Annotated in this window: 18 protein-coding genes and 5 tRNA genes; 5 read left to right on the plus strand and 18 right to left on the minus strand. The window is 56.9% G+C overall.

Going from position 1 to position 24900, the window contains the following annotated elements; genetic code table 11:
- Positions 1–46 precede the first annotated feature (46 nt).
- The 17 genes from rsmB to AC27VO_RS05065 all read right to left on the minus strand — a co-directional run bounded on the left by rsmB (position 47) and on the right by AC27VO_RS05065 (position 16836).
- On the minus strand, positions 47–1432 hold the full coding sequence (gene rsmB, locus AC27VO_RS04985) for a 16S rRNA (cytosine(967)-C(5))-methyltransferase RsmB (RefSeq protein WP_488665619.1): 1386 nt from the start codon (positions 1430–1432) through the stop codon (positions 47–49).
- Positions 1429–2019, minus strand: coding sequence for a LemA family protein (locus tag AC27VO_RS04990; RefSeq protein WP_488665620.1), 591 nt, complete (start codon positions 2017–2019; stop codon positions 1429–1431). Before AC27VO_RS04990 ends, rsmB begins: the two co-directional genes overlap by 4 nt.
- Positions 2020–2111: 92 nt before the next feature.
- Positions 2112–6317: a DNA-directed RNA polymerase subunit beta' gene (rpoC, locus tag AC27VO_RS04995; protein WP_488665621.1), complete on the minus strand. Its 4206-nt coding sequence runs from the start codon at positions 6315–6317 to the stop codon at positions 2112–2114.
- 121 nt (positions 6318–6438) lie between these two features.
- On the minus strand, positions 6439–10551 hold the full coding sequence (gene rpoB / locus AC27VO_RS05000; protein WP_488665622.1) for a DNA-directed RNA polymerase subunit beta: 4113 nt from the start codon (positions 10549–10551) through the stop codon (positions 6439–6441).
- 284 nt (positions 10552–10835) lie between these two features.
- Positions 10836–11213, minus strand: a complete 378-nt coding sequence (gene rplL / locus AC27VO_RS05005) for a 50S ribosomal protein L7/L12 (protein WP_488665623.1) — start codon at positions 11211–11213, stop codon at positions 10836–10838.
- 38 nt (positions 11214–11251) lie between these two features.
- On the minus strand, positions 11252–11776 hold the full coding sequence (gene rplJ / locus AC27VO_RS05010) for a 50S ribosomal protein L10 (protein WP_488665624.1): 525 nt from the start codon (positions 11774–11776) through the stop codon (positions 11252–11254).
- 230 nt (positions 11777–12006) lie between these two features.
- Positions 12007–12702 (minus strand): 50S ribosomal protein L1, encoded by a 696-nt coding sequence (gene rplA, locus AC27VO_RS05015; RefSeq protein ID WP_488665625.1) that lies wholly within the window; start codon positions 12700–12702, stop codon positions 12007–12009.
- 1 nt (position 12703) lies between these two features.
- Entirely contained in the window at positions 12704–13135 is a 432-nt protein-coding gene (rplK, locus tag AC27VO_RS05020) for a 50S ribosomal protein L11 (protein ID WP_488665626.1), read from the minus strand.
- Between the two features lie 95 nt (positions 13136–13230).
- Positions 13231–13821 carry a transcription termination/antitermination protein NusG gene (gene nusG / locus AC27VO_RS05025; RefSeq protein ID WP_488665627.1) on the minus strand — a complete coding sequence of 197 codons (591 nt, stop codon included), beginning with the start codon at positions 13819–13821 and terminating at the stop codon, positions 13231–13233.
- Entirely contained in the window at positions 13821–14204 is a 384-nt protein-coding gene (gene secE / locus AC27VO_RS05030) for a preprotein translocase subunit SecE (protein ID WP_488665628.1), read from the minus strand. Before secE ends, nusG begins: the two co-directional genes overlap by 1 nt.
- A gap of 88 nt (positions 14205–14292) precedes the next feature.
- Positions 14293–14368: transfer RNA gene (locus tag AC27VO_RS05035), tRNA-Trp, on the minus strand.
- A 13-nt stretch (positions 14369–14381) separates the two neighbouring features.
- On the minus strand, positions 14382–15572 hold the full coding sequence (tuf, locus tag AC27VO_RS05040; RefSeq protein ID WP_488665629.1) for an elongation factor Tu: 1191 nt from the start codon (positions 15570–15572) through the stop codon (positions 14382–14384).
- Positions 15573–15647: 75 nt separating this feature from the next.
- Positions 15648–15722 (minus strand) — tRNA-Thr (locus tag AC27VO_RS05045).
- 31 nt (positions 15723–15753) lie between these two features.
- Positions 15754–15827 (minus strand) — tRNA-Gly (locus AC27VO_RS05050).
- Positions 15828–15884: 57 nt separating this feature from the next.
- Positions 15885–15970 (minus strand) — tRNA-Tyr (locus tag AC27VO_RS05055).
- Between the two features lie 68 nt (positions 15971–16038).
- Positions 16039–16114, minus strand: a tRNA-Arg gene (locus AC27VO_RS05060).
- 80 nt (positions 16115–16194) lie between these two features.
- Entirely contained in the window at positions 16195–16836 is a 642-nt protein-coding gene (locus tag AC27VO_RS05065; RefSeq protein WP_488665630.1) for a TetR family transcriptional regulator, read from the minus strand.
- 189 nt (positions 16837–17025) lie between these two features.
- Here AC27VO_RS05065 and AC27VO_RS05070 point away from each other — a divergent pair, with 189 nt between their 5' ends.
- The 4 genes from AC27VO_RS05070 (at position 17026) to AC27VO_RS05085 (ending at position 23510) form a co-directional block, all read left to right on the plus strand.
- Complete coding sequence (locus AC27VO_RS05070) at positions 17026–18288, plus strand: efflux RND transporter periplasmic adaptor subunit (RefSeq protein ID WP_488665631.1); 1263 nt, start codon at positions 17026–17028, stop codon at positions 18286–18288.
- Between the two features lie 16 nt (positions 18289–18304).
- Complete coding sequence (locus tag AC27VO_RS05075) at positions 18305–21460, plus strand: efflux RND transporter permease subunit (RefSeq protein WP_488665632.1); 3156 nt, start codon at positions 18305–18307, stop codon at positions 21458–21460.
- A complete protein-coding gene (locus AC27VO_RS05080) occupies positions 21453–22868 on the plus strand; it encodes an efflux transporter outer membrane subunit (RefSeq protein WP_488665633.1) in 1416 nt (471 codons plus the stop codon). The genes AC27VO_RS05075 and AC27VO_RS05080 overlap by 8 nt, the downstream gene beginning before the upstream one ends.
- Before the next feature lie 120 nt (positions 22869–22988).
- The gene (locus tag AC27VO_RS05085) at positions 22989–23510 is read left to right on the plus strand and encodes a c-type cytochrome (RefSeq protein ID WP_488665634.1); all 522 of its coding nucleotides are present in this window, start codon (positions 22989–22991) and stop codon (positions 23508–23510) included.
- A gap of 92 nt (positions 23511–23602) precedes the next feature.
- Here AC27VO_RS05085 and AC27VO_RS05090 read toward each other — a convergent pair whose 3' ends face one another.
- On the minus strand, positions 23603–24136 hold the full coding sequence (locus AC27VO_RS05090; RefSeq protein ID WP_488665635.1) for a DUF2946 family protein: 534 nt from the start codon (positions 24134–24136) through the stop codon (positions 23603–23605).
- 149 nt (positions 24137–24285) lie between these two features.
- Here AC27VO_RS05090 and AC27VO_RS05095 point away from each other — a divergent pair, with 149 nt between their 5' ends.
- A complete protein-coding gene (locus AC27VO_RS05095) occupies positions 24286–24873 on the plus strand; it encodes a LemA family protein (RefSeq protein ID WP_488665636.1) in 588 nt (195 codons plus the stop codon).
- Positions 24874–24900: the final 27 nt, after the last annotated feature.

Below are 24900 nucleotides of genomic sequence, written 5' to 3' on the forward strand. Positions count from 1 at the left end.
CGCCAATGTCCATGCGCGCCGCTGACGCCCTTGCGCAGTCAGGGAATCAGGCGTTTTTTTGCAGCAGTGCGTAGAAGAAGCCGTCGTGGTCACCGGCCCCATTGTCCGGGAGCGCACCAGCTTGCACAGCAATTCCAGGCATTAAATGCCCAGGAGACGGTAATAACTGCGCCTGGGTGTTGCGTGCAAGAAACGCTTGAACCTGCTCATCCCCCTCTGCCTTGAAGACCGAGCAGGTGCAATACAGCATGCGCCCCCCCTGTTTGAGCAGGGGCCACAAGGCATCCAGAATCTGCGACTGAATGGCTGCCAGCTGCGCCACATCGCTTTCCCGGCGCAGCCAGCGCACATCGGGGTGACGGCGCACAATCCCCGAAGCGGTGCAAGGCGCATCCAGCAAAATGGCATCAAACTGCTGCCCACCATTGGCCTGCTGCCACCACTGCTGGGGTTGGCCAGCATCTGCCACCAACACCTTGGCATGGTCTTGCAAGCCGGTGCGCTGCAAGGTGGCGTGAATGCGTTCGCTGCGTACCGCATCAACCTCCAGTGCCGTCACCTGCATGGGCGATGCAGCCCCCGCAAATTCCAGTAAATGCGCGGTTTTCCCCCCGGGCGCGGCGCAGGCATCGAGCACTTGCAGGGGCAGGCTCAGGTCCATGCCTTGCAACAACAGCGGCGCCGCCAGCATGGCCGCGCCGTCCTGCACCGAAACCATGCCCTCGGCAAACCCTGGCAGCACCTGCACGGGTTGTGCCTGTACCAGCTGCACCCCATCTTGGCCGAACAGCGTGGATTCAATATCCATAGCCTCCAGCGCTTTCTGGTATTGAGCTGGAGTGGTTTTTTGCTTGTTAACGCGCAAGCTCATCGGAGCCTGAGCATTGTTGGCCGCCAAGATGCGCTGCCAATCCTTGGGATGGTCTTTTTTCAGACGGTCGACCCACCACTGGGGGTGGTTAAAACGCGCCAGTGTGTCTTTGTCCGTCGCGGCAACCAAGGCATCGCGCTCGCGCAAAAAACGGCGCAAACACGCGTTCATGAAGCCGGACTGGCGCTCCAGCCCGCCGCGCTTGGCCGCTTCCACCGTTTGATTGACCAGCGTGAAAGGCTCATACGGCGCTTGTTCCACATCCCAGGCCAGAGCCAGTGCCGTGCACAGCAGGGCATCCACCTTGGCAGGTGGTGCCTTGGGCGCCAATTGTTTGCGCAACGCCTGCGCACGACCCAGTTGGCGCAGGACCTGGAACAGCAGCGCTTGCACGCCGGGGCGCAGCCGCCCGGGAACGGCAGCCAGCGCGGCAGTGCCGGACTGCCCCCCCACAATCATTTGCAGGCCCTGGGCGACCGCAGCCAGCTGCTGCCACAAAGGGATGGGAGCGGACGCGTCAGCCGCAGAGGCTTGCGCGTTGTCAAAAATCTTGCGTGTCATGCACTGGGCTGCATCTGCGATGCAGTATCTTTCTGAAAAAGGCGGCCCGCTTGCAAGCCGCTGAATCGTGCCACCACGCACGCAGGAAACTGCGCGATGGCATGGTTGTAATCTTGCACGGCAGCATTGAACTGCGCAGTGCTGTGGCTTTGCACCATGACCAGTTGGGCCCAACGCTGTGACCACTCCTGGATGTGCGTATCGTGTACCTGCGACTGTCCCGAAGACCGTTGCACATACGCCTGCCACGCCGTTTGAGCGCTGTGCCAAGCGCTATCCAACGCGGCAATCCTCTCGGGGCGCAGAGGCTGCTGCTTGGCTTGTGCCAGCGCAGTCTCCAGCAAATCTGCCTGGGGCAGCAAGGCATGGTGCGCATGCTGCACCGAGACACTGGCCACTTTTTCTTTGAGTTCTTGCACGCGAGCACAGTTGCGCAGCAACTCCACCACCTGGGCAAACTGGGTCTCTACGCCAGCAAATGCTTGTTTACCGGCTGCGCGCAGCCGTTTCAACCGCTTGAGCGCGCCGATCACCCAGCACACCAGCAGCACCAGCATCAACCATTCCAGCGACAGGATCCACATCATGTTGTTCAGCCTTTGTCCCAATAAAAACGCTCCCTACCCACCGTAAGGCAAGTAGGGAGCGCGGTGCTTTGCCTGATCAGGCAACGCGGCGATTAAGCAGCGCTGTCTTCGGAAGCATCCACTTCACCAGCCATTTCAGCCGCTTCGGCTTCAGCAATGGCGCGGCGCTCGGCGTCGTCCATGGCATCCTTGGCCTTGCGAGCTTGGTGGTATGCCAAGCCTGTACCGGCAGGGATCAGACGACCCACGATCACGTTTTCCTTCAGGCCGCGCAACTCGTCGCGCTTGCCCATGATCGCAGCTTCGGTCAGCACGCGGGTGGTTTCCTGGAAGGAAGCCGCAGAGATGAACGAATCGGTCGACAGCGAAGCCTTGGTAATACCCAGCAGCACGTTGGAGTACGTAGCAGGGATCTTGCCTTGGGCTTGCAGTGCTTCGTTGGTGTTCAGGATTTCCGAACGCTCCACTTGCTCGCCAGCGATGTAAGTGGACTCGCCCGTGTTCTCCACCACCACGCGACGCAGCATCTGACGAACAATCACTTCAATGTGCTTGTCGTTGATCTTCACGCCTTGCAAGCGGTACACATCCTGCACTTCGTCCACGATGTAGCGCGACAGCTCTTCGATACCCAGCAAACGCAGGATGTCTTGAGGATCGGCTGGACCGTCAACGATGGATTCGCCCTTGTTCACCACCTGGCCTTCGTGGACCAAAATGTTGCGCTCCTTGGGCACCAGTTCTTCCCAGACCTTGCCTTCCAGATCAGTGATCTGCAGGCGGATCTTGCCCTTGGTTTCCTTACCGAACGACACCGTACCGGTCATTTCGGCCAGCGTACCCTTGTCCTTTGGCGTACGTGCTTCGAACAACTCAGCAACACGTGGCAGACCACCGGTAATGTCTCGGGTCTTCTGACCTTCCACAGGAATACGTGCCAGCACTTCGCCTGGGCCCACTTCCTGGCCGTCACGCACTTGAATCAGCGCGCCGACTTGGAAGCCGATGGTTACCGAGTGATCGGTACCAGGGATCTTGACTTCTTGCTCGTTGGCATCAATCAGCTTGACCTGAGGACGCACCACCTTGGCAGAACCGCGGCGCTTGGGGTCGATCACAACCAGGGTCGACAGACCGGTCACATCGTCCACCTGCTTGGCAACCGTCAGACCTTCTTCCACGTTCTCGAACTTCACCTGACCGGCGTATTCGGTAATGATGGGGCGGGTCAATGGGTCCCAGTTCGCCAAGATCTTGCCGGCCTTGATGGCTTCATCAGGCTTGATGGTCAAGATCGCGCCGTAAGGCACCTTGTGACGCTCACGCTCACGGCCGTTTTCGCTGATCACGATTTCGCCGGAACGGGAAATCACCACCAGCTCGCCCTTGGTGTTGCTCACATAGCGCATGGTGGCGTTGAAGCTGATCGAACCGTTCGACTTGGCTTCCACGCTCGATGCAATGGCTGCACGCGACGCCGCACCACCAATGTGGAACGTACGCATGGTCAGCTGGGTACCTGGTTCACCGATAGACTGCGCAGCGATCACGCCGACTGCTTCGCCCAAGTTCACCATACCGCCGCGACCCAGGTCACGACCGTAGCAGGTTGCGCACAGGCCGTAGCGTGTTTCGCAAGTCAGTGCGGTGCGAACCTTGATTTCGTCCACGCCCTGAGCTTCCAGCTCTTCGATCAGGTCTTCATTCAGCAGTGTGCCAGCAGGCAGCAGCACGGAACGGTTCTCTGGGTGCAGCACGTCTTCAGCGGTCGAGCGGCCCAGCACGCGGTCGCGCAGGGATTCGATCACTTCACCACCTTCAACGATCGCGCGCATCAGGTAGCCGTTGGAAGTGCCGCAGTCTTTCTCGGTCACGACCAAGTCTTGCGTCACGTCCACCAGACGACGTGTCAGGTAACCCGAGTTCGCTGTCTTCAACGCCGTGTCGGCCAGACCCTTACGGGCACCGTGGGTCGAAATGAAGTACTGCAGAACGTTCAGGCCTTCGCGGAAGTTCGCGGTAATAGGCGTCTCGATAATCGAGCCGTCTGGCTTGGCCATCAGACCACGCATACCAGCCAACTGACGAATCTGAGCAGCGGAACCACGGGCGCCGGAGTCAGCCATCATGTAGATAGCGTTGAACGACTCTTGGTCCACTTCGTTGCCGTGACGGTCGATGGTCTTTTGAACCTTCAACTGGTCCATCATCACCTTGGACACGTCATCGCCAGCCTTACCCCAGATGTCCACCACCTTGTTGTAACGCTCGCCAGCGGTCACCAGACCGGAGACGTACTGCTGTTCGATTTCCTTCACTTCGGCTTCTGCACCCGCCAAGATGCCGGCCTTTTGTGGAGGCACCAGCATGTCGTCGATGGACACAGAGAAACCAGCGTGTGTAGACAGACGGAAGCCGTTTTGCAGCAACTTGTCAGCAAACACCACGGTCGCCTTCAGACCGCACTTGCGGAACGAAGAGTTGATCAGCTTGGAGATCTCTTTCTTCTTCAGCGCCTTGTTCATGTGGCTGAAAGGCAGGCCCTTAGGCAGAATTTCCGACAGCAAAGCGCGACCCACGGTGGTTTCCACCAGGCCCACGGTCTTCACGAATTCGCCGGATTCTTTGTCCTTGGTCCACTCAGGCAAACGCACGCTGATCTTGGAGTGGATTTCCACTTCGCCAGAATCCAAAGCACGTTGCACTTCGTTGGTGTCCATGAACACCATGCCTTCGCCCTTGCCGTTGATCTTGTCACGCGTGGCGTGATACAGACCCAGCACCACGTCCTGAGAAGGAACGATGGAAGGCTCGCCAGAAGCAGGGAACAACACGTTGTTCGAAGCCAGCATCAAAGTACGTGCTTCCATCTGTGCTTCCACAGACAGAGGAACGTGGACAGCCATCTGGTCACCGTCAAAGTCAGCGTTGAACGCCGCGCAGACGAGTGGGTGCAGTTGCAGTGCCTTGCCTTCGATCAGAATAGGTTCGAACGCCTGGATACCCAAACGGTGCAGCGTAGGCGCACGGTTGAGCATGATGGGGTGTTCTTTGATCACTTCTTCCAAGATGTCCCAAACCACGGGTGTACCGGATTCGACTTCCTTCTTGGCTGCCTTGATCGTTGTGGCGATGCCGCGCTGTTCCAGCTGGGCAAAGATGAAGGGCTTGAACAGCTCCAACGCCATCAGCTTGGGCAGACCGCACTGGTGCAGCTTGAGGTAAGGACCCACGGTAATCACGGAACGACCGGAGTAGTCCACGCGCTTACCCAGCAAGTTCTGACGGAAGCGACCGCTCTTACCCTTGATCATGTCGGCCAAGGACTTCAGAGCACGCTTGTTAGCGCCCGTCATCGCCTTACCGCGACGGCCGTTATCCAGCAGCGAGTCCACCGCTTCTTGCAGCATGCGCTTTTCATTGCGAGCAATGATCTCAGGAGCCTTCAGCTCCAGCAGGCGGCGCAGACGCGAGTTACGGTTGATAACGCGGCGATACAGGTCGTTCAGGTCGGAGGTCGCGAAACGGCCACCGTCCAGAGGCACCAGAGGACGCAGGTCTGGAGGCAGCACAGGCAGCACTTCCAGCACCATCCACTCGGGCTTGATACCCGACTTCTTGAACGCTTCCAGCAGCTTCAGGCGCTTGGCGTTCTTCTTGACCTTGACTTCAGAGCCGGTCAAGTCACCACGCAGGCGCTCGATTTCGCTGTCGATGTCGATGGATTCCAGCAGATCCTTGATACCTTCTGCGCCCATCTTGGCAGTGAACTCGTCGTAGCCGAATTCGATCTGTTTTGCATCGTAGTCGTCTTCGGACATGATGCTGAACTTCTTCAGCGGGGTCATGCCGGGGTCGGTCACCACATATGCTTCAAAGTACAGCACGCGTTCGATGTCGCGCAGTGTCATGTCCAGCACCAGGCCCAGACGCGAAGGCAGCGACTTCAGGAACCAGATGTGGGCGCAAGGTGCAGCCAGGTCGATGTGACCCATGCGTTCGCGACGCACCTTGGTCTGTGTGACTTCAACGCCGCACTTCTCGCAGATCACACCGCGGTGCTTCAGGCGCTTGTACTTGCCACACAAGCATTCGTAGTCCTTGATAGGACCAAAGATCTTGGCGCAGAACAGGCCGTCGCGCTCGGGCTTGAACGTACGGTAGTTGATGGTCTCAGGCTTCTTCACCTCACCGAAAGACCAGGAACGAATTTTCTCGGGCGAAGCCATGCCGATCTTGATGGCATCGAAATGCTCATCCGGCGTGAATTGCTTGAACAGGTCGAGTAGCGATTTCATGTAACTCTTTCCCTTTTCACAAAATTTATAGCTGCTAGCGCTTGTTTTGCAAGGGTTTCGATATCAAAACCCTTGCAAGCGATTGATCTACAAGCGCTAGACGCTCTCTTTCTTTAAGGCCTTAGGAACGCTCGAGTTCAATGTCCAAGCCCAAGGAACGAATTTCCTTGACCAGCACGTTGAACGATTCAGGCATACCGGCTTCGATGGCGTGCTCGCCCTTGACGATGGATTCGTACACCTTGGTACGGCCCACCACGTCATCGGACTTGACGGTCAGCATTTCTTGCAGAACGTAAGCGGCGCCGTAAGCTTCCAGCGCCCACACTTCCATTTCACCGAAACGCTGACCACCGAATTGCGCCTTACCGCCCAGAGGCTGCTGTGTGACCAGCGAGTAAGGACCGGTGGAACGCGCGTGCATCTTGTCGTCAACTAAGTGGTGCAGCTTCAGGTAGTGCATGTAGCCCACGGTGGTTGGACGCTCGAACTGCTCACCCGTACGGCCGTCGAACAGGTACGCTTGCGTACGTGTTTCGGTCAGGCCCTTGCGTGCCTTCAGGTCGTCAGGGTAGGCCAGCTTCAGCATGTCCTTGATTTCCTGCTCGGAAGCACCGTCGAACACAGGCGTTGCGAATGGCACGCCGGTCTTCAGGTTGTCTGCCATGCGCAGGATTTCGTCATCGCTCAGCAGCGACAAGTCTTCCTTGCGGCCACGGCTGTTGTAGACCTCTTCCAGGAAGGAGCGCACTTCCGCCACAGCGGCTTCGTCGCGCAGCATGTCGCCAATGCGCTGGCCCAGACCCTTACCGGCCCAGCCCAAGTGCACTTCCAGCACCTGACCAATGTTCATACGCGAAGGCACGCCCAGAGGGTTCAGCACGATGTCGGCGGTGGTGCCGTCGGCCATGAAAGGCATGTCTTCCACAGGAACGATGCGCGAGACCACACCCTTGTTACCGTGGCGGCCGGCCATCTTGTCACCAGGCTGCAGACGACGCTTGACAGCCAGGTACACCTTGACCATCTTCAACACGCCTGCTGGCAACTCGTCGCCTTGCGTCAACTTCTTGCGCTTTTCTTCGAAGGCCAGGTCGAACTCGTGGCGTGTTTGCTCCAGCGAATTCTTGATGGACTCCAGCTGAGCAGCCAGCTCGTCCTCTGCAGGACGGATGTCGAACCAGTGGAACTTCTCCACGCCGTCCAGGTAGGCCTTGTCCAGCTTGGCACCCTTGGTCAGCTTGTTGGGGCCACCGTTGGCAGTGCGGCCGATCAAGAGCTTCTCGATACGGTCGAACGCGTCGGCTTCCACGATACGCAGCTGGTCGTTCAGGTCCAGACGGAAGCGCTTCAACTCATCATCAATAATTTGTTGAGCACGCTTGTCACGCTGGATGCCTTCACGGGTGAAGACTTGCACGTCGATCACGGTACCGGACGAACCTTGGTCCACACGCAGCGAAGTGTCCTTCACATCGGAGGCCTTCTCACCGAAGATGGCGCGCAGCAGCTTCTCTTCAGGTGTCAGCGTGGTTTCACCCTTAGGAGTGACCTTACCCACCAATGTGTCGCCTGGTTGAACTTCAGCGCCCACATAGATGATGCCGGACTCGTCCAGACGGTTCAGTTGGTGCTCGGACAGGTTGGGGATGTCGCGGGTAATTTCTTCCGCACCCAACTTGGTGTCACGGGCCATCACCACGAGTTCTTCGATGTGGATCGAGGTGTAGCGGTCTTCAGCCACCACACGCTCAGAGATCAAGATCGAGTCTTCGAAGTTGTAACCGTTCCAGGGCATGAAAGCGATCAGCATGTTCTGACCAATGGCGATTTCGCCCAGGTCGGTCGATGCACCGTCCGCAATCACGTCACCCTTGGCCAGCTTGTCGCCGCGCTTGACGACGGGACGCTGGTGGATGTTGGTGTTCTGGTTGGAACGCTGGTACTTGATCAGGTTGTAGATGTCCACACCCACTTCACCTGCCACCGCCTCTTCATCGTTCACACGAATCACGATGCGGGTTGCGTCCACGTAGTCCACGATACCGCCGCGACGCGAAGTCACCACGGTGCCCGAGTCGACCGCAGCAACGCGCTCGATACCGGTACCCACCATTGGCTTTTCAGGACGCAGCACAGGCACAGCCTGACGCGACATGTTGGCGCCCATCAACGCGCGGTTCGCATCATCGTGCTCCAGGAACGGAATCAGCGAAGCCGCTACCGACACGATCTGTGCAGGCGACACGTCCATGTACTGCACGCGCTCAGGCGACAGCAGGGTCGATTCACCCTTTTCACGGGCCGACACCAGGTCACCCACCAGACGGCCTTCCGCGTTCAGCTCGGCGTTGGCCTGAGCGATCACGTACTTGCCTTCTTCAATGGCGGACAGGTAGTCGATTTCCATGGTCACCTTGCCATCGACCACGCGACGGTAAGGCGTTTCGATGAAGCCGTACTCGTTCAAACGAGCGTACAGCGCCAGCGAGTTGATCAGACCAATGTTTGGACCTTCAGGCGTTTCGATAGGGCAGACGCGACCGTAGTGGGTCACGTGCACGTCACGCACTTCAAAGCCTGCACGTTCGCGGGTCAAACCACCTGGGCCAAGGGCCGATACACGGCGCTTGTGGGTGATTTCGGCCAGAGGGTTGGTCTGGTCCATGAACTGCGACAGCTGCGATGCACCGAAGAATTCCTTCAGCGCTGCAGAGATGGGCTTGGAGTTGATCAGGTCGTGAGGCATCAGAGGGTCTTGCTCTGCTTGACCCAAACGTTCCTTCACGGCCTTTTCAATACGTGCCAGACCGGTGCGGTACTGGTTTTCGGCCAGTTCGCCCACGCAACGCACACGGCGGTTACCCAAGTGGTCGATATCGTCCACTTCGCCACGGCCATTGCGCAGATCCACCAACAGCTTGACCACGGCCAAGATGTCTTCATTGGACAGCACCATCGCGCCAGTTGCACCGTCGCGGCCCACACGGGCGTTGAACTTCATGCGGCCTACGCGCGACAGGTCATACGTGTCTGCGTTGTAGAACAGGCGGTGGAACAGAGCTTGCACGGCATCCTCGGTAGGAGGCTCACCAGGGCGCATCATGCGGTAGATGGCCACGCGTGCAGCGAACTCGTCCACGGTTTCGTCGGTGCGCAGGGTCTGCGAGATGTACGCACCCTGGTCCAGTTCGTTCGTGTAGATGCACTGGATGTCTTGCACGCCAGCGCTGCGCAGCTTCTTCAGCACAGCTTCTGTCAGCTCTTCATTGGCCTTGGCAATGATTTCGCCAGTGTCAGGGTCAATGATGTTCTTGGCCAGCACACGGCCCATCAGGAAGTCTTCTGGGACGCTGACAAACTTGGTGCCCGACTGCTCCAGCTCACGGGTGTGGCGTGCAGTGATGCGCTTGTCCTTGGCAACCACGACCTTGCCCGACTTGTCGGTAATGTCGAAACGTGCCACTTCGCCACGCAGACGGTCGGCCACAAATTCCATTTGTGCGCCGCTGTCCATCAGGCGGAAGTTGTCGTTCACAAAGAAGTGCGCCAGGATTTGTTCTGGCGACATGCCGATGGCCTTCAGCAGGATCGACACCGGCATCTTGCGGCGACGGTCCACACGGAAGTACAGCAGATCCTTGGGGTCGAACTCAAAGTCCAGCCACGAACCACGGTAAGGGATGATGCGCGCCGAGAACAGCAGCTTGCCCGAACTGTGGGTCTTGCCTTTGTCGTGTTCGAAGAACACGCCAGGCGAGCGGTGCAGCTGAGACACGATCACGCGCTCAGTACCGTTGATGATGAAGGAACCCTTTTCGGTCATCAGGGGCACTTCACCCATGTAGACCTCTTGTTCCTTCACCTCCTTGACCACCTTGGATTGGCTGGTCGAGGATTCACGGTCATAGATGATCAGTTGAACCTTGGCACGCACGGCCGACGCGAACGTCAGACCACGTGTCTGGCATTCGCGCACGTCGAATGCAGGCTTGGCCAAGTTGTATTCAACAAACTTCATCTCCACAAAACCATTGTGGGAGACGATGGGGAAAGCCGATTCAAAGGCCGCTTGCAGGCCTTCCATCGTACGTTTTTTGGGGGCTAGATCTGCTTGCAGGAATGCGGTATAGGCATCTTTTTGCATCTGCAGCAGGTAAGGCACTTCGAGCACGCTGTCGCGGCTGCCGAAACTCTTGCGAATTCGCTTGCGTTCGGTGTAAGAATAGGCCATGAGATCTCCGGGCAAAGACATGAGTCCTGGGTCTGCGACGACACTGTCCGGCAAATTCAGCGAGCGCTTTTTTGCCGGCTTGGCGGTTGGCCACTACCAACCATGGCTGACGGCAATGCATTGCACATTGCCCGAACCAAGGCGTCTTCTGCTGTCGGGTTGTCAGAAGACACTAGAAAATCTGTTGCAAACAGGCTTTCTGGTGTGCACTGTAAAAACCATATCCACAAGCACCAAAGGCTGGAGTGCCTTTTCAGACACTCCAGCCTCAGGATTGGACTGAATTACTTCAGTTCAGCCTTAGCACCAGCTTCGGTCAGCTTCTTCACAGCTGCTTCAGCGTCAGCCTTAGGAGCTGCTTCCTTCACAACCTTAGGAGCGCCGTCGACCATGTCCTTGGCTTCCTTCAGACCCAGGCCAGTGATTTCGCGCACAGCCTTAATCACAGCAACCTTGTTGGAACCAGCTTCAGCCAGAACCACGTTGAATTCGGTCTTTTCTTCAGCGGCAGCAGCGCCAGCAGCAGCGCCACCAGCTGCAGGAGCGGCCATAGCAGCAGCGCTCACGCCAAACTTCTCTTCAATTGCCTTCACCAGGTCGTTCAGTTCCAGAACAGTCATGCTGTCCAGGGCGGTCAAGAATGCGTCTTTATCGAATGCCATTTTGATTTCCTAACAAATTTGTTGGTTGTGCCGAGCGCTTAGGCTTCGGCTGTTTCGGCTGCCACTTCGGCAGAGCCTTCGCTCTTCTTTGCCGCCAAAGCACCCAGCACAACGGCTGTACGCGACATTGGGGACATAAGCAAGCCGCACAGTTGTGCCAGCAAAACTTCCTTGGAAGGAATGTTTGCCAGTTGCTTCACACCGTCCACGTCCAGGCTCTTACCTGCGAACGCGCCACCGCGAATCACCAACTTGTCGTTGGTCTTCGCGAAGTCGGCCACCACCTTAGCGGCAGCCACTGCGTCTTCAGAGAAGCCATAGATCAGAGGACCAGTCATCTGGTCAGCCACAACTTCAAACGCGCTGCCGGCGACAGCACGGCGGGCCAAGGTGTTCTTCAACACGCTCAGGCTCACACCCTTGCTGCGAGCATCAGCACGCAGTTTGGTCATGTCGGCGACCGTGATGCCACGGTATTCCGCGATCACAAGCGTTTGAGCTTTAGCGGCGAGGCTGGTCACTTCATTGATGACCGCTTCTTTCTCACTGCGATTCAGACTCAAGGTCTACTCCTTAAAATGCGTATCCAAGGCAAGCCCTGCATACGCGCTCTTATTGCAGCGACCAACTGTTAGAAGGACATTCATCCATCTGCAGCGGGATCGCCATCTGCGCTGGAAACATTAAGTGGCAAGCCACACCAGCGGTCTTGGATGACCTAAGCCCTTGCAAGCAAGGGCTTAGCCCACCACATCGGTGCCGCTATTTCTAGCGGAACCAAAGATTTTAGCAATTAAGCTGCGATGGATTGTGTCTCAACGCGAACACCCACACCCATGGTGGAGGATACCGCCACCTTGCGCAGGTACAGACCCTTGCTGGTAGCAGGCTTCGCCTTGTTCAGAGCATCAACCAAAGCTGCCAAATTGGCTTGCAGCTTGTCGTTATCAAACGAACGACGACCAATGGTCGAGTGAATGATACCGGCCTTGTCCACGCGGAACTGCACTTGACCTGCCTTAGCGTTCTTCACAGCTGTAGCAACGTCAGGAGTCACAGTACCCACCTTGGGGTTAGGCATCAGACCACGTGGGCCCAAGATTTGGCCCAGCTGACCCACGATACGCATGGCATCAGGTGCAGCAATCACGATGTCGAAAGGCATGTCACCGGCCTTGACCATTGCGGCCAAGTCGTCCATACCCACGATATCTGCGCCAGCTGCCTTGGCTTCTTCAGCCTTGGCACCTTGAGCAAACACAGCCACGCGAGTGGTCTTACCAGTACCGTGAGGCAGCACAACAGCGCCACGCACCACTTGGTCAGACTTCTTAGCGTCCACGCCCAGTTGCACAGCCACGTCGATGGATTCATCGAACTTGGCGGTTGCTGCGTCCTTCACCAAAGCCACGGCGTCAGCGAATGTGTACAGCTTGGTGGAGTCCACCTTGCCCTGCAGGGCTTTTTGCTTCTTGGTCAACTTGGCCATTTTACAAACCCTCCACGATCACACCCATCGAACGAGCAGAACCTGCCAGTGTACGCACAGCGGCATCCACGTCAGCAGCATTCATGTCCTTCAACTTGGTCTGAGCGATTTCTTCCAGCTGGGCACGAGTAATCTTGCCAACCTTAGCCTTCAGAGGATTCGAAGAGCCCTTGTCCAGCTTGATGGCCTTCTTGATCAGAACGGTCGCTGGAGGAGTCTTGATAACAAAAGTGAAGCTCTTGTCAGCAAATGCTGTGATCACCACAGGCAAAGGCAGACCTGGCTCAACACCTTGAGTCTGCGCATTGAATGCCTTGCAGAACTCCATGATGTTCAGGCCACGCTGACCCAGAGCAGGACCGATTGGAGGGGATGGATTGGCCTTACCAGCTGGCACTTGCAGCTTGATGAAGCCGACGATTTTTTTCGCCATTTTTAGCTCCTTACGGGTGATAGCGCTGCACACCCAAGCACAGCTCCCCGTGATTAAAGTCCCAATATTTCAATACGCGGGACTAGAAACGTACTTCAAGTTTTTTCGACTTGAGAAAACTCGAGTTCTACTGGCGTCGAGCGACCAAAGATGGCCACTGACACACGCAGGCGGCTCTTTTCATAGTTCACTTCTTCGACACTGCCGTTGAAGTCTGTGAAAGGACCTTCCTTCACGCGAACCAGCTCACCCACCATGAATTCAATTTTATGGCGTGGCTTGTCAGAGCCTTCTTGCATCTGGCTCACAATTTTCTGGACTTCCGCCTCAGAAATTGGAGCTGGACGATTCTTTGCACCACCCACAAAGCCAGTCACCTTGCTGGTGTGCTTGACCAAGTGCCAAGTATCGTCTTCCATGACCATTTCAACAAAGACATAGCCTGGGAACAGGCGACGCTCTGTGGTCTTGCGTTGACCGCTCTTCATTTCCACCACTTCTTCGGTGGGAACCAAGATACGACCAAACTTATCTTGCATACCAGCGCGATTAATGCGCTCAGTAATATTGCGCTCTACCGCCTTTTCCATACCCGAATAGGCATGCACGATGTACCAGCGCAAATCGGGATTCACAGGAGCAGACGCACCGGCCTCACCCGACACAGGTTCGATCGCATCAGTCATTAGCTTCTCCAGCCCAAAATGAGATCGTAAAGAGCCCACTCAAGCGTTTTATCCGTCAGCCACAGAAACAGAGCCATGACCACCACAAACGCAAAAACGTAGAGGGTCATCTGCAAGGTTTCCTTGCGAGTTGGCCACACTACCTTTTTAACTTCTTTCCAGGAATCCTTGCCATAGCCAAGCAGCTGCTTGCCTTGCTCAGATGCCAAGAAGGTCGCAGCAGCAGCTATTAAGCCCACTACCAAGACACCCCACTGAACCATAGGGCCTTGCTTCGATAGCAGATAAAAGCCTGCAATCGAGGCGATTACCAAAAGTAAGGCAGCAGCCAACTTTGCTTTGTCAGCACCGGTACTCACTGTTTCTACTTGCGTCGTGGCCATATCTCTCTTTTTCTCACTGCAACAATGCTGTTGCACAAGACACTTAAGCCCGCCAGTTACTGGCGGGCTTAGTGTTACCACTACATGGTGGCAGGGGCAGTAGGAATCGAACCTACAACCTTCGGTTTTGGAGACCGACGCTCTGCCAATTGAGCTATACCCCTAAACCCGAATTAATTAGGCAATGATCTTAGCAACCACGCCGGCGCCAACAGTACGGCCACCTTCGCGGATAGCGAAGCGCAGACCTTCTTCCATAGCGATAGGAGCGATCAGCTTCACAGTGATCGACACGTTATCGCCAGGCATCACCATTTCCTTGCCTTCTGGCAACTCGATCGAACCAGTCACGTCCGTTGTACGGAAGTAGAACTGAGGACGGTAGTTGTTGAAGAAAGGAGTGTGGCGGCCGCCTTCGTCCTTGGACAACACATACACTTCGGAAGTGAATTGTGTGTGTGGCTTGATGGAGCCGGGCTTGCACAGCACTTGGCCGCGTTCCACGTCTTCACGCTTGGTGCCGCGCAGCAGCAGACCCACGTTGTCACCAGCTTGACCTTGGTCCAGCAGCTTGCGGAACATTTCCACGCCTGTGCAGGTGGTCTTCTGTGTGTCGCGGATACCGACGATTTCGATTTCTTCGCCGACCTTGATGATGCCGCGCTCGATACGGCCTGTCACCACGGTACCACGACCGGAGATCGAGAACACGTCTTCCACAGGCATCACGAATGCGCCGTCCACAGCACGCTCAGGTGTGGGGATGTAGGAGTCCAGAGCTTCAGCCAGCTTCAGGATAGCGGGTTCGCCGATAGCGGATTGGTCGCCTTCCAGAGCCAACTTAGCAGAGCCACGCACGATAGGAGTGTCGTCACCTGGGAAGTCGTATTTGTCCAGCAACTCGCGGATTTCCATTTCCACCAGTTCCAGCAGCTCTTCGTCGTCCACCATGTCAGCCTTGTTCAGGAAGACGATGATGTAAGGCACGCCAACTTGACGCGACAGCAGGATGTGCTCGCGAGTCTGGGGCATTGGGCCGTCAGCAGCGGAGCAAACCAAGATAGCGCCGTCCATCTGAGCAGCACCGGTAATCATGTTCTTCACATAGTCAGCGTGACCAGGGCAGTCAACGTGAGCGTAGTGACGAGAAGCGGTTTCGTACTCAACGTGCGAGGTATTGATGGTAATACCACGGGCCTTTTCTTCAGGCGCGTTGTCGATCTGCGAGTAGTCCTTAGCTTCGCCGCCGAAGTGCTTGGACAGCACAGTAGCGATAGCAGCTGTCAGGGTAGTCTTACCGTGGTCAACGTGGCCAATGGTACCCACGTTCACGTGGGGCTTGGTGCGCTCGAACTTTTCTTTTGCCATTTTTTCGACTCCGAAAAAAACCAAATGCTAACGAGGTATCGGCGCAACCATCTGATACAGAAGCACCATTGAAATTGGTGCCCATGGGCAGGATCGAACTGCCGACCTCTCCCTTACCAAGGGAGTGCTCTACCACTGAGCCACATGGGCATAAGTTCGCGCAAGCAAACTTATGAATCTTTGGAGCGGGAGACGGGAATCGAACCCGCGTCATTAGCTTGGAAGGCTAGGGTTCTACCATTGAACTACTCCCGCAAACCTGGGTTTGCGCGCACTGCCGTGCAGTACTCAACTCTTCCCCCACCTAAAAGGTGGTGGAGGGGACTGGATTCGAACCAGTGTAGGCGTAAGCCAACAGATTTACAGTCTGCCCCCTTTAGCCACTCGGGCACCCCTCCGAAGAGATTTCAATTGTAGCAGACTTTTTTCCTCTCAGAAATATTCTTCAACATTTCTTCAAATCGTCTGGTGCGGCTGGCGGGGATCGAACCCACGACCCTTGGCTTCGGAGGCCAATACTCTATCCACTGAGCTACAGCCGCTACGATGCCCGCTGCACGCGAACTACCAAAAAATCTACAGCCGCAATTCTAACCCGCACATTTCTGCAGTTTAGGAAGATTTAAACAAATTCTTTTGGAACGCAAAGACCTAAGCCGCGCAGATACACCCAAACCGCAGCGCGCCCTTCTTCCTTCAGATCGAACGACTTGCCATCATCCAGCAGCCACGCTTGCAGCACACCGTCAAAGATGGCGTGAAGGCCTCTGGCAGCACTCGCCGCCGACATAGGCAACGCCACACCCGCTTCATCTGCCGCATCCTGCAGCGCTTCCTCTATTTGCAAAGTAAAGCGCTTCATGCCAATCAAGCGCCGCTCACGCACTGCCAGCATGTCCCCAACACACTCCACTTTGAAAAGCGCAATGTCGAACACGCGGCGCGTCGATGCATCTGCACTGACTGAATTCAACACCATCTGGTACACCTGAAGAATTCTTTGCAAAGCCAATGCCTCGGCTCCGCACCCCGAGCGAGGGTCCCACGCCGCCTCAAATGGCAATGTGGCGCGCTTCATCATGGCGTCAAACAAGTCCACTTTATCTTTGAAGTGCCAGTAGATCGCACCACGGGTTAGCGATGCGGCCTGTGCCACCTCTGCCAGCGAAGCACCATTAACGCCTTTGGCATGGAAAACTGCTTCTGCAGCATCCAGCAGCCTATTGCGCGTGGCCTCAGCATCTTCCTTTGTTCTTCGCACCATGGCCCAAATCCTCCTCAGCATTCGCCCAGCACCAGCACACCCAGAGTGCAAGGGCGACTACAATCAAAATCCACATATACATTCATCATTGTATGTATATCCATTTTCTGAATGAACGCTGGTACTTTGACTGACTCCCGCGTTCTTGCTGCGCGTGTAGCTTTAGGACCAAGCCTTTAAGGGACAACCATGAACCTCTTTCGCTCCGCTCATACCCATGCATGGGCCCAACTTTTAAGCCCCGCGCCTATTGCGCTGGCATGTGCGCTTGCCCTGACGGCATGCGGCAAAGACAAAGCGGCACCTGCACAAGGCGCTGCCGCTGGTGGCGCGCCTCAGGTTCCTGTCGGCGTTGTGACGGCCACGCCAGGCGAAGTGGGAGTCATCACAGAATTGCCCGGACGCATTGAGGCTTCTCGCGTCGCACAAGTGCGTGCTCGTAGCGCTGGCATTTTGCAGAAGCGACTATTTACAGAAGGCTCTGACGTCAAAGCAGGCCAAGCCTTGTTCCGCATCGATGCCGCACCGTACGAAGCATCCGCCCAAAGTGCCAGGGCCACATTGGCGCGTGCTGAAGCCACGCTGGTACAAACCACGACACAGTTAGAGCGCTTCCGTCCTTTGGTAGCGGCCAACGCCATTAGCAAGCAAGACTTTGTCAATGCGGAATCTGCACAAAAGCAAGCACAGGCGGAAGTCGCGGCAGCCAAAGCAGCCGTACGCACTGCCGACATCAATCTGGGATACGCCAGCGTGACTGCGCCTATTTCTGGGCGGATTGGACAAGCCTTGGTGACCGAAGGCGCACTCGTGGGTCAAGGCGAAGCAACCCCACTGGCTGTCATCCAGCAGATCAACCCCGTCTACGTCAACTTCACACAATCTGCCACCGAAGCCTTCAAACTGCGCAAAGCCATGGATGAAGGCAAGCTCAAAGCTGCCGGCAAGCAAGCCGCAGAAGTTCGGGTAGTTCTCGACGATGGCTCGGTGTACGACACCGCAGGTAAATTGTTGTTCAGCGACTTGGCCGTTGACGCCAATACAGGCCAAGTGACTCTGCGCGCAGAAATTCCTAACCCCAAAGGGTTGCTGCTGCCAGGCCTGTATGTGCGCATCCGCATGGAACAAGCACAAGCCACGAATGCCATCACCGTCCCTCAGCAGGCCGTGACTCGGACTGAACAAGGTGACACGGTCAGCGTTGTTTCGGCAGACGGCAAGGTCAGCGTGCGCCCAGTCAAGGTCAGCATGGCCAGCGGCAATCGTTGGGTCATTCAAGAAGGGCTGGAAGCTGGCGAGCAAGTCATGGTTGATGGCTTCCAGAAGTTACAGATGCTTCCACCTGGCACTCCCGTCAAAGCTGTCCCTTGGTCTCCTGCAGGCACGGCAACCGACAAACCAGCCACTGCCGCGGCCACACCTGCTGCTGCGCAAGGCTCCGAAGCCAAGTAACTAAGGACCTTGTCACATGGCTAAATTCTTTATTGAGCGCCCTATCTTCGCGTGGGTGCTGGCGCTTTTCATCATGGTGGTCGGTGCCGTTGGCATCACCCAACTCCCTATCGCGCAATACCCGCCGGTTGCACCACCCGCTATTGTGGTCAGCACGGTGTATCCGGGCGCTTCCGCACAAACACTGGAAGACAGTGTGCTGTCCGTTATCGAGCGCGAGATGAACGGCGCCACGGGCTTGCTCTATATGGAGTCGGTAGCCCAGTCCAACGGTACAGGCTCTGTCACGATCAGCTTTGAACAAGGTACCGACCCTGAGCTGGCACAAGTTGACGTACAAAACCGTCTGTCACGAGCCACACCTCGCTTGCCCGCAGCCGTGACGCAGCAAGGCGTCAAAGTGGATAAGTCGGCATCCAACTTTCTGCTGTTCTCCATGCTGTCCTCCTCCAATCCAGAGTGGGACGTGGTGCGCATCGGTGACTATGCCTCGCGCAACGTGGTGCCTGAAATTCAGCGTCTTGAAGGCATTGGCCAGGTCCAGCTTTTCGGATCTGAACAAGCCATGCGTGTTTGGATTGATCCCGCCAAGCTGGAAGGTTTCAAGCTGTCCAGCGCGGAAGTCATTGCCGCCATTCGCGCCCAAAACGCACAGGTGGCGTCAGGCGCTATTGGCGACTTACCCGGCGTAGCTGGCCAAGGCATTACCGCGACTGTCACCGTGCGTGGTCAACTGTCTACGGTGGAAGAGTTTGGCAACATCATTTTGCGAGCCAACACCACGGGTGCCGCGGTTCGTTTGAAAGATGTCGCGCGTATCGAAATCGGTGGTCAGAATTACTCCACGACCGCCCGTTTGAATGGGCAGCCTGCTGCAGGTATTGGTGTCCAGCTCTCTCCATCTGGCAATGCTTTGGCCGCAGCCCAAGCTGTGCGCGCCAAGATGGATGAGTTGTCCCAATACTTCCCCGAAGGGATGAGCTATTCCATCCCTTACGACAGCTCGAACTTCGTGAGCATCTCTATCACCAAAGTGGCCTACACCTTGCTGGAAGCTGTGGCCTTGGTGTTCTTGGTGATGTTCTTGTTCCTGCAAAACTGGCGCTACACCATCATCCCTACCATCGTGGTTCCCGTGGCTCTACTGGGTACTTTCGCCACCTTGCTGGCACTCGGCTTCTCGATCAACGTGCTAACCATGTTTGGCATGGTGCTCGTGATTGGTATCGTGGTGGACGATGCAATTGTGGTGGTGGAAAACGTCGAACGCATCATGAGCGAGGAAGGTCTTCCGCCGAAGGAAGCGACCCGCAAGGCGATGGGTCAGATTTCCGGCGCCATTATTGGTGTGACTGTGGTGCTGATCTCGGTGTTTGTGCCCCTGGCCTTCTTCTCGGGCTCGACCGGCAACATCTATCGCCAATTCGCGACTGTGATGGTCGCCTCCATCGGTTTCTCTGCCTTCATGGCACTGTCGCTCACCCCTGCTTTGTGCGGCACCCTGCTGAAGCCTGTGGAAGCCGGTCACCACCTGGAGGGCAAAGGCTTTTTTGCGTGGTTTAACCGCACCTTCTCCAAAGGCGCCAAGCGCTACGAAAGCCTGGTTGCACGCATGCTGAACAAGTCTGCGCGCTACCTCATCATTTATGCAGCCATCATTGCGGCCGTTGCCGTCATGTACACGCGCCTGCCAACCTCGTTCCTCCCAGGTGAAGACCAGGGTACGGTGCTCGCCAACGTGCAACTGCCAGCAGGTGCAACGGCCGAGCGCACGGTTGAAGTCATGAAGCAGTTGGAGGGCTTTGTTCTGAAACAGCCCGAAGTCAGCAGCATGGTCGGCGTGATCGGCTTTAGCTTCTCTGGCCAAGGCCAAAATGCGGGTATTGCTTTTATCACCCTCAAGCCCTGGGATGAGCGCAAGGCAGCCAGCCAGCATGCGGATGCCGTAGCAGGCCGCATCATGGGCGCGATGATGGGTGTGCGCGATGCGTTCATCTTTGCGCTGAGCCCTCCTCCCATCCCTGAGCTGGGCGTGTCCTCCGGCTTCAATATGCGTTTGCAAGACCGCGCGGGGCAAGGCCACGATGCCTTGGTCAACGCACGCAACATGTTCCTGGGGATGGCCATGCAAAGCCCCATCCTGACGCAGGTTCGCCCTGACGGCTTGGAGGATGCCCCCCAGTTGCGCATCGACATCGATCGCGACAAGGCCAATGCTTTGGGCGTGGGTTTTGACAACATCAACTCCGCACTGTCCACGGCCATGGGCTCTGCGTATGTCAACGACTTCCCCAACCAAGGTCGTCTGCAACGTGTCGTCGTTCAAGCTGATGCCCCATCGCGCATGCAACCCGATGACTTGCTGAAAATCAACGCCAGCAATACCCGCGGCGAGCCAGTGCCACTGTCGGCTTTTGCCTCCGTCAATTGGGTCAAGGGCGCGCAGCAAACGGTCCGCTACAACGGCTATCCCGCCATGAAGATTTCTGGCGCACCTGCTGCTGGTTACAGCACGGGTGATGCCATGGCCGAAGTCGAGCGCATCATGTCGCAACTGCCACAAGGCTTCGGCTTTGAATGGACCGGGCAGTCGTATGAAGAAAAGATGGCAGGTTCGCAATCCCTGATCTTGTACAGCTTTGCGATTTTGGCGGTGTTCTTGTGCTTAGCTGCTTTGTATGAGAGCTGGACGATTCCGCTGGCCGTGATTTTGGTTGTGCCTCTGGGCGTGATTGGTGTCTTGCTGGCCACTGTGCTGCGCGGCTACGCCAATGATGTGTACTTCCAAGTCGGTCTGATTACGGTGATTGGTTTGTCTGCGAAGAATGCAATTTTGATCATCGAATTTGCCAAAGACTTACAAGCGTCTGGCAAGGGCATCATCGAATCTGCACTAGAAGCAGCCCATCTGCGCTTCCGCCCCATCATCATGACCTCGCTGGCCTTCGGTTTGGGTGTGGTGCCACTGGCGATCGCCACTGGGGCCAGCTCCGCCAGCCAACGCGCGATTGGTACTGGCGTGCTGGGCGGCATGTTCACAGGCACCATGCTGGCTGTGTTCTTTGTGCCGATCTTCTTCGTCGTGGTGCGCTCTCTGTTCAAGGGCAAGCCCACTAACCCAACTACGACAACTGCCTCCGCTGGCACAGCTGGAGCGGATCACCATGCCTAAGCATTTTTCTTTGATTGCACTGGCCGCTGCTGCGGCCCTGTCTGGGTGCTCGCTGATCCCCAACTACGAGCGCCCTGCCCCCCCTGTTCCTGCGGCATATTCCCAAGCAGCAGCGCAGGGCGAAAACACGGCCATTGCGTGGCGCGATTACTTCACCGATCCACGCCTGCAACAGCTGATTGACCTGGCACTGGCCAACAACCGTGACATGCGGATTGCGGTGCTGAATCTGGAGCAGTCACGCGCCCAGTTTCAGATCCAGCGCTCTGCACTGTTCCCCAGTGTCGGTGGCGTTGCTTCTGCCAATCGCGGTAACAGCCAGGTCACCGGTGAATTGGGTAACACCTTCACCGTCGGCCTGGCCGTGTCAGCCTGGGAAATCGATTTCTTCGGCCGTATCAACAGCCTGAAAGAAGCTGCGCTGGCGCAATATCTGGCAAGTGACGAAGGCCGCAAGGCCTATGAACTCACGCTGGTGACCAGCGTTGCCCAAAGCTGGCTGGCGCTCATGGCCGATGAAGAGCTGCTGGACATTTCGCGCCGTACCGTGGAGACACGCAATGAATCCATCAAGCTGGCCAAACTGCGCTTTGATGCGGGCTTTGCCTCTGAGTTGGACTACCGCCAAGCAGAGTCGCTGACCGAAGCCGCATTGGCCACGTTTGCACAGCAACAGCGCCAGCGCGCCTTGGATGAAAACGCCTTGGCCTTGCTGGTCGGCCAGCAAATTCCGGCAGAGCTTCTGAGCAGCCTCACCGGCAGCAAACTGGCCAATGCTGCGCCCATGGCAGACATCCCTGCAGGCCTTCCCTCCGATCTACTGGTGCGTCGCCCTGACATCCGCGCCGCCGAGCAGCAGCTGATTGCGGCGAATGCCAATATTGGTGCGGCGCGCGCTGCGTTCTTCCCCAGCATTTCGCTGACGGCACAGTACGGCAGCGTCAGCAATGAACTGTCCAACCTGTTCAAGTCCGGCACCTGGGGCTTTAATGTCGGACCCACTCTCAACCTTCCCATCTTCACAGCGGGTCGTTTGAGTGCCAACCTGGCCTCTGCCAAGGCAGGCCGTGAAATCGCAGTGGCACAGTACGAAAAGTCCATCCAGACCGGCTTCAAGGAAGTCTCGGATGCGCTGGCAGGGCGCACCACCTTGGCAGAACAAGCCCGTGCCCAGTCGGCACAGGCCGAGGCGGAACGCAAACGCTTTCAGCTCTCCGATCTGCGCTATCGCAACGGTGTAGCCAGCTACCTGGATCTGCTGGATGCACAGCGCTCACTGTTTGCACTGGAGCAAGCTGATGTCCAAGTGCGCCTTGCACAGTTGATCAATCAGATCAATCTGTATAAAGCCCTAGGCGGTGGCTGGTCTGAAGCCAGTCTTGGCAAGCAGGAAGTTACCAATCGTTGAGGTGCGTCAACTCTGCGCCACAGTGACCGCTAAACGGCCACTGTGGCGGGGGTAAAAAAAAGACCGCTCTATATAATTTTTTGTTGGTTTTTCCCGCCCCCACGATTGCCAGAGGACGCCATGAGCGACAAGCACCACGAAGAAGGCCACACCGGCCCCATCAAGAACTCCAAGCAACTGCTGATTACCGTTGTACTTGCTTTCATTCTGCCCGTGATCTTGATCATCGGTCTGGTGAACTTTGTGGGCTCTGCCCCCAAGACCGGTACTGGCGTGGGCATGCAAGAGCTGGCGCAGGCACAGCGGCTCCAAAAAGTGGGCTCCATTGAAATTCGCGATGCCGACCGCCCACTGCGCGGCGGTGAGGAAGTCTTCAAAGGCCAATGTGCGGCCTGCCACGCGACCGGTGTTTCTGGCGCGCCCAAGTTTGGCGAAGCTGCAGACTGGGCTCCTCGCCTGGGTCAAGGCTTTGAAGCCTTGGTGCACTCGGCCCTGACGGGTAAGGGCGCCATGGCCCCCCAAGGTGGCGGCGACTTCAACGACCTAGAAATTGCCCGCGGTGTTGCCTATATGGCCAACGCTGGTGGCGCCAACTTCCCAGAACCTCAGCCAGAAGCCAAAGAAGGCGAAGCGGCCAAGTAAAGCACTTGCGCTCCATCCAAAAAGGATCCGATCGGATCCTTTTTTTACGCCCCAACTCTCAACCCAAGCACCTGCGGAGGCGCACCTTGGTCTTACTTCGCTGTCTGTGCCTGCTCGGGGCTGCGCACAAAACCAAACCGTATGGGCAGGTCCTGCTGCAAGACCTCCTCCACCTGCCAATGCCCGGCCTCAATAGCGTCTGCTGCAGCCAGCACATCCTGCGTATGCACCACACCGAGCACACCATCGCACTGCAGGTAAACGTGCCCGCCCTCATCCATCAAACAGGCTTGCACATGCTGCACCTGCACACCTGTATGCGCCAGCACCCGTGCATCAGGGTGCACACGCCACACCATGGGTGTGCTCTCCAGCTCAACATACACACGCTGCGGCCCATTTTGAAAAAACCAGCACCCTTGCGCATCCGCTTCGTAATTGCGTCCAATAAAAGCCAATAGTTTCTCGTGCTCCAGCAGCGAGCCTTTGCTATCTGGAAATGGTCCCAGCGCCTGTGCCTGTGGATCACGCAACCACCAGTTGCCGCGCATGTCCAGCCCCAGCCAGCCCCAGCAGTCCGGCACATTGGGCCATTTGGCCAACGCCTGTTTCACGATGTCATCCATACCTGCCCACCCTCCATCTTTGCCATAAAGCAGTTGTCAAAGATAACCGCAACGTGCCATGCTTGGCACGCAGTTGCCCTACAACTCACCGCTGCATGGGGCGTTCAGAATATGCCCCACTGCTATACCAACACACCAAGGGACTTGCTATGAAACGTCTGCTTGCCATTGTCCTGATGGCTGCTGCACTGACTGGCTGCGGCTACAACGATTTCCAGCGTTTGGATGAAGACACCAAGTCCAAATGGAGCGAGGTGCTCAACCAATACCAGCGCCGTGCCGATCTGGTGCCCAACATCGTTGCCTCCGTCAAAGGTGAAGCCAACTTTGAGCAAGACACCCTCACCAAAGTGATTGAAGCGCGTGCCAAAGCCACATCCATTCAGGCCACACCCGAGTTGATCAACGACCCCGCCGCTTTTGAAAAGTTTCAGCAAGCCCAGGGCGAACTTGGTGGTGCGCTCTCGCGCCTGATGGTCGTGGCCGAACAGTATCCCCAATTGCAAGCCAACCAGGCCTTCCGCGATTTGCGCGTGACATTAGAAGGCACGGAAAACCGCATCACCGTCGCGCGCAATGCCTATATCCAGTCGGTGCAAGCGTACAACGTGCTGGCACGCAGCTTTCCCAGCAACCTGACGGGTATGGTGTTTGGCTACAAGGCCAAGCCCAACTTCACGGTGCAAAACGAGGCAGAAATTGCACGCCCACCCACCGTGGACTTCGGTAGTAAATAAAGCACGCGCCCATTCTCTGGCGCCTTC

It is taken from the genome of Comamonas sp. 14P8.1.4 (genome assembly GCF_057799285.1).

Bases quoted from the DNA above. Each gene is read 5' to 3' on its own strand.
- rsmB (WP_488665619.1), bottom strand. From the start codon at position 1,432: ATGACACGCAAGATTTTTGACAACGCGCAAGCCTCTGCGGCTGACGCG.
- AC27VO_RS04990 (WP_488665620.1), bottom strand. From the start codon at position 2,019: ATGATGTGGATCCTGTCGCTGGAATGGTTGATGCTGGTGCTGCTGGTG.
- rpoC (WP_488665621.1), bottom strand. From the start codon at position 6,317: ATGAAATCGCTACTCGACCTGTTCAAGCAATTCACGCCGGATGAGCAT.
- rpoB (WP_488665622.1), bottom strand. From the start codon at position 10,551: ATGGCCTATTCTTACACCGAACGCAAGCGAATTCGCAAGAGTTTCGGC.
- rplL (WP_488665623.1), bottom strand. From the start codon at position 11,213: ATGGCATTCGATAAAGACGCATTCTTGACCGCCCTGGACAGCATGACT.
- rplA (WP_488665625.1), bottom strand. From the start codon at position 12,702: ATGGCCAAGTTGACCAAGAAGCAAAAAGCCCTGCAGGGCAAGGTGGAC.
- rplK (WP_488665626.1), bottom strand. From the start codon at position 13,135: ATGGCGAAAAAAATCGTCGGCTTCATCAAGCTGCAAGTGCCAGCTGGT.
- nusG (WP_488665627.1), bottom strand. From the start codon at position 13,821: ATGACTGATGCGATCGAACCTGTGTCGGGTGAGGCCGGTGCGTCTGCT.
- secE (WP_488665628.1), bottom strand. From the start codon at position 14,204: ATGGCCACGACGCAAGTAGAAACAGTGAGTACCGGTGCTGACAAAGCA.
- tuf (WP_488665629.1), bottom strand. From the start codon at position 15,572: ATGGCAAAAGAAAAGTTCGAGCGCACCAAGCCCCACGTGAACGTGGGT.
- AC27VO_RS05065 (WP_488665630.1), bottom strand. From the start codon at position 16,836: ATGGTGCGAAGAACAAAGGAAGATGCTGAGGCCACGCGCAATAGGCTG.
- AC27VO_RS05070 (WP_488665631.1), top strand. From the start codon at position 17,026: ATGAACCTCTTTCGCTCCGCTCATACCCATGCATGGGCCCAACTTTTA.
- AC27VO_RS05075 (WP_488665632.1), top strand. From the start codon at position 18,305: ATGGCTAAATTCTTTATTGAGCGCCCTATCTTCGCGTGGGTGCTGGCG.
- AC27VO_RS05080 (WP_488665633.1), top strand. From the start codon at position 21,453: ATGCCTAAGCATTTTTCTTTGATTGCACTGGCCGCTGCTGCGGCCCTG.
- AC27VO_RS05085 (WP_488665634.1), top strand. From the start codon at position 22,989: ATGAGCGACAAGCACCACGAAGAAGGCCACACCGGCCCCATCAAGAAC.
- AC27VO_RS05090 (WP_488665635.1), bottom strand. From the start codon at position 24,136: ATGGATGACATCGTGAAACAGGCGTTGGCCAAATGGCCCAATGTGCCG.
- AC27VO_RS05095 (WP_488665636.1), top strand. From the start codon at position 24,286: ATGAAACGTCTGCTTGCCATTGTCCTGATGGCTGCTGCACTGACTGGC.